At 66.2% G+C, this 13667-nt stretch carries 13 protein-coding genes and 1 pseudogene; 3 read left to right on the top strand and 11 right to left on the bottom strand.

Annotation, left to right across the window (positions count from 1 at the left end):
• Positions 1–102 precede the first annotated feature (102 nt).
• Positions 103–825, bottom strand: coding sequence for a DUF1906 domain-containing protein (locus tag DQP58_RS00605; protein WP_112706589.1), 723 nt, complete (start codon positions 823–825; stop codon positions 103–105).
• A 60-nt stretch (positions 826–885) separates the two neighbouring features.
• Positions 886–1788, bottom strand: coding sequence for a MerR family transcriptional regulator (locus DQP58_RS00600; RefSeq protein ID WP_112706588.1), 903 nt, complete (start codon positions 1786–1788; stop codon positions 886–888).
• Between the two features lie 40 nt (positions 1789–1828).
• Between DQP58_RS00600 and DQP58_RS00595 the strand changes: the two genes are divergently transcribed.
• Positions 1829–2980: an aromatic ring-hydroxylating oxygenase subunit alpha gene (locus DQP58_RS00595; RefSeq protein WP_112706587.1), complete on the top strand. Its 1152-nt coding sequence runs from the start codon at positions 1829–1831 to the stop codon at positions 2978–2980.
• Here DQP58_RS00595 and DQP58_RS00590 read toward each other — a convergent pair.
• On the bottom strand, positions 2963–4312 hold the full coding sequence (locus DQP58_RS00590; RefSeq protein WP_112706586.1) for a secreted hydrolase: 1350 nt from the start codon (positions 4310–4312) through the stop codon (positions 2963–2965). The two genes, DQP58_RS00595 and DQP58_RS00590, sit on opposite strands and share 18 nt — an antisense overlap.
• An 83-nt stretch (positions 4313–4395) precedes the next feature.
• Between DQP58_RS00590 and DQP58_RS00585 the strand changes: the two genes are divergently transcribed.
• The gene (locus tag DQP58_RS00585) at positions 4396–5862 is read left to right on the top strand and encodes an aldehyde dehydrogenase (protein ID WP_112706585.1); all 1467 of its coding nucleotides are present in this window, start codon (positions 4396–4398) and stop codon (positions 5860–5862) included.
• 120 nt (positions 5863–5982) lie between these two features.
• Here DQP58_RS00585 and DQP58_RS00580 read toward each other — a convergent pair.
• The 7 genes and pseudogenes from DQP58_RS00580 to DQP58_RS00550 form a co-directional block, all read right to left on the bottom strand.
• Positions 5983–7229, bottom strand: a pseudogene (locus tag DQP58_RS00580) (HNH endonuclease signature motif containing protein).
• Positions 7230–7304: 75 nt separating this feature from the next.
• Positions 7305–7835: a maleylpyruvate isomerase family mycothiol-dependent enzyme gene (locus tag DQP58_RS00575; RefSeq protein WP_112706584.1), complete on the bottom strand. Its 531-nt coding sequence runs from the start codon at positions 7833–7835 to the stop codon at positions 7305–7307.
• Positions 7828–8283, bottom strand: a complete 456-nt coding sequence (locus DQP58_RS00570; protein WP_112706583.1) for a MaoC/PaaZ C-terminal domain-containing protein — start codon at positions 8281–8283, stop codon at positions 7828–7830. The genes DQP58_RS00575 and DQP58_RS00570 overlap by 8 nt, the downstream gene beginning before the upstream one ends.
• Positions 8280–8810: a MaoC family dehydratase gene (locus DQP58_RS00565; RefSeq protein WP_112706582.1), complete on the bottom strand. Its 531-nt coding sequence runs from the start codon at positions 8808–8810 to the stop codon at positions 8280–8282. Before DQP58_RS00565 ends, DQP58_RS00570 begins: the two co-directional genes overlap by 4 nt.
• A gap of 13 nt (positions 8811–8823) precedes the next feature.
• Positions 8824–9249 (bottom strand): nuclear transport factor 2 family protein, encoded by a 426-nt coding sequence (locus DQP58_RS00560; protein ID WP_112706581.1) that lies wholly within the window; start codon positions 9247–9249, stop codon positions 8824–8826.
• 91 nt (positions 9250–9340) lie between these two features.
• A complete protein-coding gene (locus tag DQP58_RS00555; RefSeq protein ID WP_112706580.1) occupies positions 9341–10927 on the bottom strand; it encodes an AMP-binding protein in 1587 nt (528 codons plus the stop codon).
• A gap of 18 nt (positions 10928–10945) precedes the next feature.
• Positions 10946–12055, bottom strand: coding sequence for a Rieske 2Fe-2S domain-containing protein (locus tag DQP58_RS00550; RefSeq protein WP_205869300.1), 1110 nt, complete (start codon positions 12053–12055; stop codon positions 10946–10948).
• Positions 12056–12208: 153 nt separating this feature from the next.
• On the opposite strand from DQP58_RS00550, the gene DQP58_RS00545 reads away from it, so the two are divergent.
• Positions 12209–13447, top strand: coding sequence for a cytochrome P450 (locus DQP58_RS00545; RefSeq protein WP_112706578.1), 1239 nt, complete (start codon positions 12209–12211; stop codon positions 13445–13447).
• A gap of 24 nt (positions 13448–13471) precedes the next feature.
• On the opposite strand, the gene DQP58_RS00540 is transcribed toward DQP58_RS00545, so the two are convergent.
• Entirely contained in the window at positions 13472–13663 is a 192-nt protein-coding gene (locus DQP58_RS00540; protein WP_064884705.1) for a ferredoxin, read from the bottom strand.
• Positions 13664–13667 lie beyond the last annotated feature (4 nt).

Raw genomic sequence — 13667 nt, 5'->3', positions numbered from 1 at the left:
GGCCAATGGCCGCGCGCACCCCTCGGGAAAACGAGCGAACGAGTGTTTGCTGGAAATTTTAAGAGTCGGCGTCTGGGCCGGGCCGGACGGCGGGATCCGAGACTAGGCCCACTGCCCGAATTGGGGCTTGAGGATCTCGTTGATGTCCACGCCCACCCCGCCGACGCTGCGTTTGTCGATTTCAACCTGGTGCAGGTTGGCCGCCGGATGGGCGTACCCCTTGGGCGAGCCCCAGTTGTGCTGCCAGAAATAAGAGCCCAGTCCATCGTGCAGCGCCCAGTCGATCGTTTTCGAATTGGCGTACACGCCTGTGCGCTGATGGCCGATCACCGACTCCCACGACCGCAGGTACGGCGCCACCTGGCTCTTGTACTGCTCGTAGGAGGGGTCGTCGTCGATCGAGGCGTAAATGGGTGCGCTGGCGGGCCCGCCGGCGGCGGCGTGCAACTGCATCCCACGCTGCGCGTGCTGCAGGCCGGCATTGGCACCGCCCAGCCAGTCCGCGGTACTGCCCTTGCCGTACTGATAGCAGGACACGATTTTGAGCCCGTTGCTGTTGAGGTCGCGGGCTTCGGCGACCTGGATCGGCTTGCCGAGCATCCAGTTGCCGCCCGGACGGCGGTCGGAGACATACCGGATCGACCCCACGGCGCCCGCGGCCCGGATCTGGCTGGCGGGAATGACGCCGGCCGCATAGTCCAGCAGGGTGCCGAGCGAGGCCGACGCCGGTGTGGCGCTCAGGGATGCGCCCGCGGCGCCCAGGCCCAGAAATGCCGGGGTTGCGGCCGCGAATCTGAGCAGGTCACGTCGCGTAACTAAGGACACAGGCCACAGATTACGACACAAACCCCATATGACACGTTGATCACACCGGTCACATATGCATCACGGTGCCGCATCGTTTGTTTGAACGGGTCGGCGCGCGGGCAGCACGATGACGCTCACAGCCTCCACCCCACGACGAGCGGTCTGCTGGGCGATCTCGTCGATGAAGTGCGCGGCCGCCGGGCTGATCGATGCCGCCCAGGCGCGGAATCCCTGCACGATCACCGGGTCGTGCTCCAACAGCGGTTGCACTCCCCGCAGCACGTCGACCACGTCGTCGGGCAGCGGGTCGGCCAGCTGCTGGTCGATCCAACGGCGCGCAAGCTCTCCCGCCGCCGAATCGTCTTCGCCCAGCGCGATCACGTCGGCGGCCAGGTTGCGCAATCGGCCGAACAGCACGTCGTGGCCAGGCGTCTCGGCCAGTCGCGACAATAAGGTGCTGGCCGCGCCCGGCAGCACCATTTGCCCGAACAAGGCGGGAACCGGTAGCTCCCACTCGTCGAACAGGTCCGCGTACATCGCGGCGACGGGCGCTGACAGCGGCGCGCTGAGCCGCCCGATCACGCCGATGCTGTCGCGGTGCGTCGTCGCCAACCGGTGCAGGATGTGCTCGTTGAGGTCGGCGCCGGAACATTCGGTGGCGGCGCAGGATTCGTCGATGGCCCGGATCAGTTGGTCGAGCCGCTCACGTTCCTGCACCAACAGCGTGCGGTGCTGGTCGAGCAGGCCGGCCAGCGTGCTGTGTCCGCCCTCCATCAGGCGGGCAATGTCGTTGATACCGATACCGAGGCTTCGCATCAGGTCGATGCGCAACAAATCGAGAACCTGCTCGACGCCGAAAACGCGGTAGCCGTTGGACAGGTGTTGCGCGCGCAGTAGCCCGATTCTCTCGTAATGGCGAATACGGCCGGAAGCGATGCCAGTCAAGGCCGTGACGTCGCCGATCAGCAACTGCTCAGCCACTCCTTGACCTTACAACTGTTACAAGGTCTGTACTGGGCGGATGGAACACGGTCAGCTGATCGACCTGACCCGGCGCGCGTTGAAGTTGGCGCGGGACAAGACGACCGACCTCGCACCCGGCCAGCACACCGTCGACGCGCGGGACTACACGGGTGTCGAGCGACACGACCGGGATCGCGCCATGCTCCTGGCCAGCCCTCAACTGGTCGGCTATGTCTCGGAACTTCCCGTCCCCGGCGCGTATTGCACCAAGACGGTGATGGGGCGATCCATCCTGCTGACCAGAACGTCCGAGGGATCCGTCAAGGCGTTCTACAACGTGTGTCTGCACCGCCAGTCACAGGTGACGACGGGATGCGGCATCGCCAAGCGGTTCACCTGCCCATACCACGCCTGGACGTACGACAACACCGGGCACTTGGTGGCACTTCCGGGACGTGAGGGGTTCCCGGAAGTGACCGTCAAGTCCGACGGCCTGACCGAACTCCCGGCCACCGAGTTCGCTGGATTCCTATGGGTGGCACTGGATCCCGGCGCGACATTGGATGTGGCCGCACACCTGGGCCCGCTCGCCCAGGAACTGGACTCCTGGGGCATCGGCCGCTGGTCGCCGCTGGGCGAGAAGGTGCTGGACTCCCCGATCAACTGGAAACTGGCCATCGACACCTTCGCCGAGAACTACCATTTCGCCACCGTCCATCAACAGACCTTCGCCACCATTGCGCGCAGCAACTGCACGCTGTTCGACTCCTACGGCCCGCACCATCGGTTGATCTTCCCGCTCAACACCATTCTCGAGCTCGAGGACGTGCCCGAGGATCAGTGGAATCCGTTCCACAACATGGTGGTGATCTACGCGCTGTTCCCCAACATCGTGCTGTCGGTGACCATCGCCAACGGTGAGCTGTTCCGCGTCTACCCCGGCGACCGCCCCGGCAGGTCAATCACCGTGCACCAGAATGCAACTCCGCAGGACCTCTCCGACGAGGCGGTGGCCGCCGGGGCTCAGGCCGTCTTCGAATATGCACATGCCACCGTGCGCGACGAGGACTACCGGCTGGTCGAGCGGCTGCAAGCCAATCTGGAGTCCGGAGTCCGCGATCACCTGCTGTTCGGCCGCAACGAGCCGGGTTTGCAGCATCGCCACATCACGTGGGCCCGCGCGCTTTTGCGCTCAGCCGCCGTCGACTGACAGCACCGCGATAAGGTCGTCGAGAAGCTTTGCCAGCGCGTCGTTTTCGACGGGCGCCGAGCTGAACAGCAGCTCGACGGCGTCCTTGCGGCGCCCGGCGGCCACCAGGGGCACCAACTGATCCACCATCGTCTGCAATCGAGGCTCCGGCGGTGTCAGGTTCGCGACAGTGGTGGACAGCACCTCGACGAGCTCCCAATCCCGGTATAGCGCCAGCGAGCGTTCGTTGAACGCGAAGCCCGTCACCGGTTCTCCCCACATTGTCCCGCGGTAGCGGTAGGGGCCTTCCATGTATTCGATCGGCAGCCCGTGCGCCGGAGCGGGCACCAGCGGCTCGCCAAAGAGATCTAATTGCAGTGTGGGACAGGTGATCCGGTGCCGGTCGGGCATGTACCGCGCCGGGGCGAGTGGTCGCACCAGCGGTCGCATGGCCTCCGGCCATCGCACGTAGCTGCTGACCGTGACCTCGATGTCTTCGGCGCATTGCGGCGCGATCGTGGGGTCTGGGTGGCTTGTCGTGATTCCGGTAAACGGTTGCAGCGCATTGCCATCTGTGCGGTCGAACTGGCGCCAGATGCTCAGGTCGACGCCGTTGTCGAAGTTGATCGTGCGCCATTCGTGCGACCTGGCCCGCGGATCTCCCCCGGATCCACCTCCGCCGGCGTACTTCGGGAACCACTGCCTGTCGACGTGCCCGCTGGTGCCGGACACCTGCGCCACCACGTCTCCCCAGCGCAAGGTGCCGGTCATCGCCATTCCGGTCTGGAAATAGGAATAGGTGTCGCTTTGACCGAAGCAGACGATCTTTCCGTTGTACGTCGACGCACCCACCGGTGTCGGTGCGCGCGTTGGTGATACGGCCAGATCCAGTCGCATGGGCCGGGCGGACTGATCCATTCCGACCAGGCTCACGCGGTACGTGTAGGGCAGCAGTTCGCCATCGCCGTTGCGACTGGTCGTCCACGACGCGGTACCCGCGCCGCTGTGATAGTTGATGTCGAGGTGGCCCGACGCCGTCGTCAGCTTGGGCTGGGCGCCCGGCTCCATGTTGGCCGGCGGCATGTCGTAGTCCGTGAAGGTGCCGTAGTCGCCGGTGTCGAGGTCGAACAGCGCCAGCGTGTAGAAGTCCGCGACCACCGTGCCCCCGGGCCGGTTCTTGTTGAAGATGGTCAGGAAGGCAAACGATCGATCGGTCTCGGCGGCGTCGAGCTGGCCGGCGATGAACCAGGTGTCCGATTCCTGGTCGGCATGTTCGCCTTCCGCGGCGGGAAATTCCAACTGGTCGTCGTCGGGCACCAACTGGAACGGGTAACTGCGCCAATCGCTGGTCATATCGGGCCTCGCTGCTTTTTTCGCTATGTTAGCGTGAATAGCGAAATTGCGGTCGCGGTCCGATCCCCTGAGGAAGTGCCCCGATGACAGAGACTTCCGGCCATCGCTCCTATAACGAGGTGTTCATTGGGGGCCAGTGGCGCAAGCCGGCTAATCCCCAGCAGCTCGCGGTGATCTCGCCACACTCGGAGGAGCCGGTCGGGCACGTCCAAGTCGCCGGCCCCGAGGACGTCGAGGCGGCCGTCGCCGCCGCACGGCACGCGTTCGATCACGGTCCGTGGCCACGGCTGAGCCATGCCGAACGGATGGCCAAGGTCGAACAGCTCGCCGGAATCTATGCCGGCCACGCCGACGAGATGGCCGATCTCATCACCGACGAAATGGGGTCGCCGCGTAGCTTCAGCCGAATGGGCCAGGGGGCGGCCGCGGCGGCGCTGATGCACCTGTCGCTGGCCGCCGCCCGCGAGTTCCCGTGGCAGGAACGCCGCCAGGGCGTGCTCGGCGAGGTGCACCTGCGCAGGGCTCCGGTCGGAGTGGTCGGGGCGATCGTGCCGTGGAACGTGCCGCAGTTTCTGATCATGCCCAAGCTGATCCCGGCGCTGATCGCGGGCTGCACGGTCATCATCAAGCCCGCGCCCGAAACTCCGTTGGACGCCTTGTGGTTGGCCGAGATGATCGAACAGATCGGGTTGCCCGACGGCGTGGTGTCGGTGCTGCCCGGCGGCCCGGAGATCGGTGAGGCGCTGGTGCGCCATCCCGGCGTGGACAAGATCGCGTTCACCGGTTCCAGCGCCGTCGGGCGCCGGATCGCCGCGCTGTGCGGCGAGCAGCTGAAGCGGGTCAGTTTGGAGCTGGGCGGCAAGTCGGCGGCCATCATCCTCGACGACGCCGACATCGACAAGACGGTGGCCGGCCTGAAGTCCGCGGGCCTGATGAACAACGGCCAGGCGTGCGTGGCGCAGACCCGGATTCTGGTCAGCGACCGCAAGCACGACGAGGTCGTCGACGCGCTGGCCGGCATGATGTCGGCGCTCAAGGTCGGCGACCCGGCCGACGAGTCGACGGACATCGGACCCCTTGTCGCGCAACGGCAACAGCGCCGTGTCCAGGATTACATCAAGTCCGGCCGCAGCGAGGGCGCTCGCGTCGTGCTCGGTGGCGAGCAGAGCCCATCCGAGCGCGGCTGGTACGTGCAGCCGACGTTGTTCGCCGACGCCACCAACGACATGCGCATCGCCCGCGAGGAGATCTTCGGCCCGGTGCTGACCGTGCTGCGCTACCGCGACGAGGACGACGCGATCCGCATCGCCAACGAAACCGATTACGGCTTGGCCGGTTCGGTGTGGACTGCCGACATCGAGCATGGCCTGCAGGTCGCGGCCGCGGTCCGCACCGGGACCTACGGCATCAACATGTACACCTTGGACATCGGCGCACCCTTCGGCGGCTTCAAGCAGTCGGGCATCGGCCGCGAGTTCGGGCCGGAGGGCCTGCACGAGTACGTCGAGCTGCAGACGCTGATAGCCAAGGGGCAGCTGCCGCCGCTCTAGGTTTTGCGGGTGTCGGGCACCGCGCCAGGCAACCGGTAGGCGGCCGGGCATGTGCAAATTAATGGATGCCGCAATATCTTTGAGCTTCAATGCATGCCCAAGGATCGGGTGCCGCAAAAGCTAGTTGGTTGTTGGTGGTGGTTGGGGTTGGAAGGGTGTGTACCACCACCAGTCGGCGCGTTCCCGATCGGTCCCGGACAGGGCGGGACTGTGGGTGGGGGTTTTGTGGGTGGGCGTGCCAGCGATCCCGGGCTCAATGGGCGGCCGGTGGTGTCGGTGACGGTGAGTGCGTGTGCGGGTCCGGTGATGGTGAGGACACCACGATGATGCAGACGGTGGTGGTAGGGGCACAGCAGCACCAGGTTGGCCAACTCGGTGGGGCCGCCGTCTTCCCAGTGCCGCAGGTGATGGGCGTGCAGGCCGCGGGTGGCGCCGCAGCCGGGCACCACACAGGTGCGGTCGCGATGCTCCAGCGCGCGGCGTAGCCGCCGGTTGATCAGCCGCGTGGCCCGCCCGGCGCCGATAACCTCGCCGCGGCGTTCGAACCAGACTTCACCGGTGGCATCACAGCTCAAATATTGGCGGTCGGCATCGGCGAGCAGCGGACCCCGATGCAGTGCGGCGGCGGGCTTGTCCACATCGAGGTGCACCACCACGGTGGTGTGCTGCCCGTGCGGGCGCCGCGCCGCCTCGACATCCCAGCCCGCCTCCACCAGACGCATAAACTCCTCTACCGTGCCCGGCACCGGCGGCCGCTGATCACCCGCGCCGGTGTCGTGATCGTGTTTCCACTCGGCGATCAGTGCGTCACGATGCGAGGCCACCGCCGCATCGAACTTCGCCGCCTCGGGGTGTGGCAGGGTGATCCGGTAACAGCTGCCCGCCTCGGTGGTGGTCGTGGTGAACGAACGCTCCAGCTCCTCGGGCCGGGCCTCGGGGTCGGGGCGCGGCTCCAGCCTGACCGCGGTACGCAACTGGTTGACCGTGGCCACCGCGGCCAACTGCGCGTAATGCTCATCAGATCCCTGCCCGCCCCGGGCGGCGATCACCCCGACCTGATCGGCCGACAGCCGACCCTGCCGCATGCCGCCGGCGCAGCGCGGGAACTCGGCCAACCGGTGGGCGATCGTGGCGATCGTGTGCGCGTTGGTCGGCGAGCAGCCCGTCTTCCAGGCCACCAACGCCGGCACCGACCGCGCCCCGGTGATACCGCACAATTCATCGCGATCGATCTCGGCGACGATCTCCACGATGCGCCCATCAATCGCATTACGTTGACCGGTCAACTCCGCCAACTCCTCGAACAACACCTCAAGACGATCCTTGGGGCGCACTTCGACGCAGACGGCAGCCGCGGTCGAAGACATGACGCCATCATCGCAGCCACCACCGACAAACGGCCTCCCCGATCCGCGGCCCCAATGTGGTGTGCGCAGATACCTCTATGAGGTCTCCGGTTTCCACCACGGGTCGCGGCCAAGGCGCGCCAAAAGCTTCGCCTGCGCATCGGTCTCGTCGCCGATCATGACCGGCGCGCCGAACATCCCGGACGCGGCCAAGGCCTGCAGATCTTCCGGAAGGCCGGCGCAGAACAGTTCACACCACGCGGGGTCCAGGCCGTCATCGGCGCCCACCGCGCGGGCGAGGTCCCAGGTATGCACCAGGACATCACGGGTCAAGTTCGGCACCAGCCGGTACTCGTCAAGTTGTGTCGCTCGACCCGATTCGAACGCCGTCAACAGAGCGTCATAGGTCAGTCGCCATCGCTCCTGCGGGTCTTCTCGGGGACGATCGGGCTTAAACCCCAACGGGCGCAATAGAAGTACGTCGTGAAAGCCGATCACGTGCTCGAGAACCGCCCGAGCGTCCCACGCATCACAAGGCGAAGGCCGGTCCCAGTTCCCGTTCGCCGAGCCGACGGCTTCGCCGAAGCGGCGGCACACCGCCAGATGCAGCTCGCCGACGTCATCCATCGCCGGAAGATCCGGGCACCTGCAACGTCAGCTCGACCGGACAGCACAGCGCGCCATGCTGATTGGTCACCCGGATTTCGACGTCGACCAGGCAGCGCGGCGGGTCCACCGAGGTGTCCCGGCGCTTCGCCACGGCCCGCCCCCGGCCGATCATCGTGTCGCCGGCGTACACCGACGCGGCCAGGCGCATGGACCGGCGAACCACGCGCGAGCGCGGGCCCGCCCAGTCGGTCGCGACGCGGTCGGCGAACCCGGCCAGGTGCATCGTGTTGACGTAAATCGTCGGATTGCCCTGCGCCTGAGCGTATGTCGGGTCGAAATGGCCGGGGAAATAATCCCAAGTCGCCCCGGCGTTCTCCACCACCCGCTGGTAGCTGATGTGGTCGATCACTTCCGGCAGGTCGACGGGAACGGTGATCATCGCCCAGTCCAGGCCGTCGCCGGTCACGACGCGGGCCCTGGGGTGAAGCGGAACAAGGTATTGCGATTGGTGGCGACCACGGTGTTGTCCTGGCGGCGATAGGTCTCCAGCGTCTCGACGAAATGGCCGACGCCCAGTCGCGTCCGCTTTTCCGGTGATACCGAGACCAGTTCGTCGACTGCGGTCAGCACGTCGCCTTCGACGATGGGCTCGGGGAACTCAACCTCGTTGGCGGCGTTGATAAATGTGGTACCGGGCAGCGGCACCCGCAGGGCGATCAACGAAGCGGTGCCGCTTCCCCCGGGTTGCCAGGGCGGTGCGATCAGCCAGCCCATCAACAGCGCGGGCGGCGCGAGTAATCCTCCCCACTGCCGCCGGGCGAACTCCGGGTCCCAGTAGGAGCGATTAGCGTCGCGCACCATCGCAGCGAACATCTGGATGCGTGCGGCGCTGACCGCGGTTCCGGCGACGCGCGGCTCGCTTCGCGCACCGACCATCCGCAGCGCATCGCCATAGGTGCCGAAGGCCAGCCGCTGACCGAAATCCTGCTCCACGTATCGGTGCCACTCACATCACGAGGGGGTGGCGGCTCGGGACGGAATCCCACTGCAAGGCACGCGAAGTGAAGTACCAGCCGCCCCGCTCGTAGATCAATGTGTCGCGGAAAGTCCCGGTGGCCCGCAGCGTGGTGTCGCCATAAATCGCGGCGAAAAGCACGGCGACACAGTGCTGAGTCGCGTTGACCCCGTCGACGCTGATCTCATGATCGACCGTGACCAGTCGTTGACCGTCGCCACCGTCGAAGGCCGCCCGCAAGTCGCTGAACAGCTCACCGTCGCGGGTATAGCTGGCACCGGAATGACGGAAAGTGGACACCCAGCGGTCGCGATCGCCGTCGGAGTAGGCCCGATTGTGCCGGGCGTTCAGATCGAGGATGGCAGCGCGTCCGGTAGCGGCTTGCAGCATTTGCTGTTCTTGATAGGTCATGGTCATCGCTTCCAGCCTCTCTGGAGAATTCACTGCCGACAATGGGCTGACGGGACGTTAATGCAACTCGTCGACTATCACGTGACATTAACGGAACCTAACGGCGAACGACATACCCACTACTTTCACGATCCCAGGCCCTCGGACTGACGCCGCGTTCGCGCAATAAATCTTTGCGTATCCGGCCGATCACGTTCTTCGGCAGTTCGCTCACGGTCTCCACGAATCGCGGCACGCAGAAGTACGGCATGCGGGCGGAGCAGAAGTCGAGCAGTTCCGCGAAATCCAGTGTGGCGCCGGGCCGCAGCGTGACGACCACCAGCACGTCGTCCTCGCCCAGCTCGCTGGGCACGCCGACCGCGGCGGCCTCGGCCACGGCGGGATGACTCGCGACAACGGCCTCCACCTCGACCGAAGAGATATTCTCACCGCGCCGGCGCAATGCATCCTTGATGCGGTCCACATAGGTCAGATTCTGGTCACGATCGAGCCGCCCGAGATCGCCGGTGCGAAACCATTCTGGATGCGGCTCCATCCGCGAATCCGCGCCAACGTAGCCCTCGCTCATCACGTGCGGATACCTGGGCCGACAGGCGATTTCACCCACGGAGTCGGCGGGCAGTGGATTGCCGTGCTCGTCGAGGATCCGCACCTCGAAGTCGGGATTCGGCCGGCCCGAGGTCCCGGGAACCCCGTCCTCGGCGACCGACTTGAGGGCGATGGGAAAAGCCTCGGTGAGCCCATACATCGTGACAATGCGGCAGCCGTAACGCTTTTCGATGCCCCGGTAGGAGTTTGCGTCGATCGGCGCGGCGGAGATGAACCGCAGCGGCAACCGTGCGTCATCCGGATCCGCGGGCAGATTCCGCAGCATCGCGACCATGGCCCCGGCACCGGCGAACCCGACCGCGCCGCGGGCGCGTACGTCGTCCCATACCTCGGCGGGGTGAAAAGACGCGGCCAGCACCGTCGTTGCGCCGACCAGCATGGGTGCCAGGATGCTGGGTGCCGCACTGAGGTGAAACAACGGCATCGCCGTCCACAACACCTCGCCCTCGCGTAATTGCCAGGCCGATGAGACGGTGGCTGCCACGGAAAACAGGTAGTGCCATGTCGTGGCGACCGCTTTGGACGGGCCGGTGGTGCCCGAGGTGTAGAACAGGCAGGCGAGGTCGTCGGCCTCGCCCGGGTCACCGAACGACGCGTCGCCGGCATGTTGTCTCAATGTCGCGGTCAGTGACTCACCTTGCACCACAATGTTCGTCAGGCTCTCCGCCGCGTCGGCGACCTCGGCGGCGCGGGGCCGGCGTTCGGCGTCGGTCAGCATCACCTTGGCGTGTGAGCGCCGCAGGGCGTGCAACAGGAAGTCGCCTTTGTTCGCGGCATTGATCGCCGCGCTCACCGCACCGATCCGCGCCGCACCCAGCCAGAAGTAGACCCATTCCGGACACGTGCCGGTGAACAACGCGATGCGGTCACCCCGTCCGACTCCCAAGTCGCTCAACACCTTTGCCGCCGCGCAAGACCGCTGGCGCATCTGCTCGAAGGTCACGTCGATGCCGGCGATCGACATCATCACCCGGTCGGGATACTGCCGCGCGCGGTGATCAAGCACGGCCGGCACGGTGAAACGGTCGACGCCGAAATCGGCGGGCCCCACGGACCCCACGCGGTCAGCGCACATCGGTCTGGGTGGCTCTGGTCAAGCTTTGGCGGCCGCCGGGTCGGGCTCGCCGTCGGCGGTGTAACCGAAGTCGGAGGGCGACGGTTGCTCCCCCGGGTAGAAGCGGTGCGCCCACCGGCGCAGGGCCGCGTAGTCGTGTGCCTCTTCGGGCGCCAGGTTCGGCTTCTCCAGGTACTTCATGTTCTCCCAGGTGAAGAAGTCCTGCTTGATGACCTCTTGCTGCAGCGCCAGGAACTTCGCGGCGCGTCCGGTGGGCACGTCACCGCTGTCGCCGGGCTCGCGGACGGACGCCTGGGTGTAGAAGTAATCGGTGTAGTCCTCGTCGACGGGGGTCTGCCCGGTCACCTCGATGGTGGCCACCAATTCGCTGGGGAAGCGCACGATGCCCAGGCCCAGCGAGTAGTTGTCGTAGATGATCTTCGCGTCGACCGGCCCGTCGGGCGTCAGCCACGTCGACCCGCGGCCGCCGCCGAAGTGCGCGCTGACCGTGGCGTGCAGGTGATACCCCGCGACCTCGAATGACGCCGTAGTGGCCGGGTTGGCCGCCTTGTGCACGTATTGCACGTGATACGGGTCGGCGGCGTTCTCGATGATCATCTGCGGGTGCACCTTGACCCGATTCAGCATCTGGCTGTGCGGGTGCAGTGGGTAGTACTCGTTGGTCTCCAGTTCGGGCAGCACGGGCGGCTGCCAGTACGGCGCCCGGCCGTGGCGCTCGTGCCAGGCCAGGACGAAGCCATACCACTCCATGCTTGGATAGGTGCGGATGCGGACGTTGTTCTTGCAGGCGATCTTGCTGTAGGGAATCAGCGCGTTGGTTCCGTCGCCGCGCCACTGCCAACCGTGCCACGGGCAGACGATGTTCTCGCCCTCCACGGTGCCGCCGACCCCCAGGTTGGCGCCAAGGTGCTGGCAGTAGGCCTCCATCACGTGCACCTGGCCCGACTCCGTGCGGAACAGCACCAACTCCTCGCCGAAGTAGTGCGCGCGCCGGACCTGCCCGGGAGCCAGATCGGTGCCGAAAGCGACGATGAACCAGCCCGTCGGGAAACGGTAGGTCGACAGCGCGATGCCGGCCTGCCCGAACTCGCGTTCCGAAGGGTCTGATTCTGAAATCGTATTCGTCACGAGAACTCCGTTTCCCACGCGGCCGGGCGCATGTGGGCCGCTCTTAACTCACCGCGTTTCGACGACTAAGGTCTATTTTTACTATTTTAAGCATTGAACGTCAACGCGCCGCCGCCCGGGCGTGGCGTGGCGTCGGAGCCAATGGGGGTTCGCATGACTGCCGCTGCGGTGGACCTTTCCGATTTCGCTTTGTGGCGTAACGGTTTTCCCGACGAACTGTTCGCCGAGTTGCGGCGTACCAGGCCGCTGTTTCGCCACGACCTGACGCCGGGCGTCGCCGACACCGTCCAGCGCCAATTCTGGGTCGCCACCAAACACCGGCATGCGGTCCGCCTGCATCGCGACACCGACTCGTTCACCGCGGCCGACGGCCCGCTCATTCAACCGGTCGCCATGTTCTCGGCATCCCCGACGATCATCACGCTGGATCCGCCGGACCTGAACAAGCGCCGCAAGCTGATCGCAGGCGCCTTCAACCCGCGCGCGATCGCCAAGCTGGAGAACGGCATCCGGGCGCGCGCCGCGCGGATGATCGACGGCCTGCTCGCCCGGGGCGGTGGGGACTGGATCTCCGACGTCGCCGACGCGCTACCGATGACGGTCATCGGCGACATCATCGGCATCCCCGAGGAGGACCGGCCGCGGATCTTCGAGCTGTTCGACCGCATCCTGAAGGCGCTTGCGCCCGAGGAGCAGCCGAGCGGGCATGTCGAAACCGAGCTCTTCGCCTCGGTCTTCGCGTACGCGATGGAGCTCACCGCTGAAAAGCGACGCAACCCCACCGACGACATCTGGAGCACCCTGGCGTCCGCGGTGATCACCGGCGACGACGGCGAGCAGTTCAGCCTGCCCGAAAACGAACTCGAGTTCTTCTTCTTCGTGCTGGCTTTCGCCGGCAGCGACACCACCAAGAACGCGCTGGCCATCGGGCTGCAGGCGTTCGTCGCCAACCCCGAGCAGATGGAACGCTATCGCGAGCGGGAAGACCTGCGGGCCAGCGCGGTCGAGGAGGTGTTGCGCTGGGCGTCACCGGTGGCGTACTGGACGCGCACCGCGAAGGTCGACGTCGAGATGGACGGCCAGCACATCGCCAAGGGCGAACGCGTGGTGTCGACGCTGCGTTCGGCCAACCGCGACGAGGAGGTCTTCTCCTCGCCGTTCGCCTTCGACATCGGCCGGCAGCCCAACCCGCACGTGGCGTTCGGCGGCGGCGGGCCGCACCACTGCCTGGGCGCGATGCTCGCCCGGGCCGAACTGCGCGCGGTCCTCGACGAGCTGCTGCTGCGCTGCAACGACATCGAGATCGGTCCCGCGAAGGTGGCCCATCCGAATCTGACCACCAACATGTCGATCTTCGACGAGATGGCCATCTCGCTGACCGAACGGCGCTGAGTCAGGGACGCCGGCCGACAGGCATCAGTCCTGTAATCGCAGCGCGGCTTTGGGACATTGGTCCACCGCGGCCCGCACATCGATCTCCAGACGCGGCGGCACCGGGCCGTCCGCGATCTGCACGACGTCCTCGTCGCCCAGCTCGAACACTTCCGGCGCAAGCGATTCGCAGAAGCCGTTGGCCTCGCACAGGTTCTCATCGACCGTAACGCGCATCAGA

Source organism: Mycobacterium colombiense (assembly GCF_003284975.1).
Classification (GTDB): domain Bacteria; phylum Actinomycetota; class Actinomycetes; order Mycobacteriales; family Mycobacteriaceae; genus Mycobacterium; species Mycobacterium europaeum_A.
Note: the sequence above shows the minus strand (reverse complement) of the source record. Positions and strands in the feature narration are given on the sequence as shown.

Coding starts and splice junctions, on each gene's coding strand:
- DQP58_RS00575 (WP_112706584.1), bottom strand. CDS start 7,835: ATGGATGACGTCGGCGAGCTGCATCTGGCGGTGTGCCGCCGCTTCGGC.
- DQP58_RS00555 (WP_112706580.1), bottom strand. CDS start 10,927: ATGTGCGCTGACCGCGTGGGGTCCGTGGGGCCCGCCGATTTCGGCGTC.
- DQP58_RS00595 (WP_112706587.1), top strand. CDS start 1,829: ATGGAACACGGTCAGCTGATCGACCTGACCCGGCGCGCGTTGAAGTTG.
- DQP58_RS00560 (WP_112706581.1), bottom strand. CDS start 9,249: ATGACCATGACCTATCAAGAACAGCAAATGCTGCAAGCCGCTACCGGA.
- DQP58_RS00545 (WP_112706578.1), top strand. CDS start 12,209: ATGACTGCCGCTGCGGTGGACCTTTCCGATTTCGCTTTGTGGCGTAAC.
- DQP58_RS00540 (WP_064884705.1), bottom strand. CDS start 13,663: ATGCGCGTTACGGTCGATGAGAACCTGTGCGAGGCCAACGGCTTCTGC.
- DQP58_RS00585 (WP_112706585.1), top strand. CDS start 4,396: ATGACAGAGACTTCCGGCCATCGCTCCTATAACGAGGTGTTCATTGGG.
- DQP58_RS00590 (WP_112706586.1), bottom strand. CDS start 4,312: ATGACCAGCGATTGGCGCAGTTACCCGTTCCAGTTGGTGCCCGACGAC.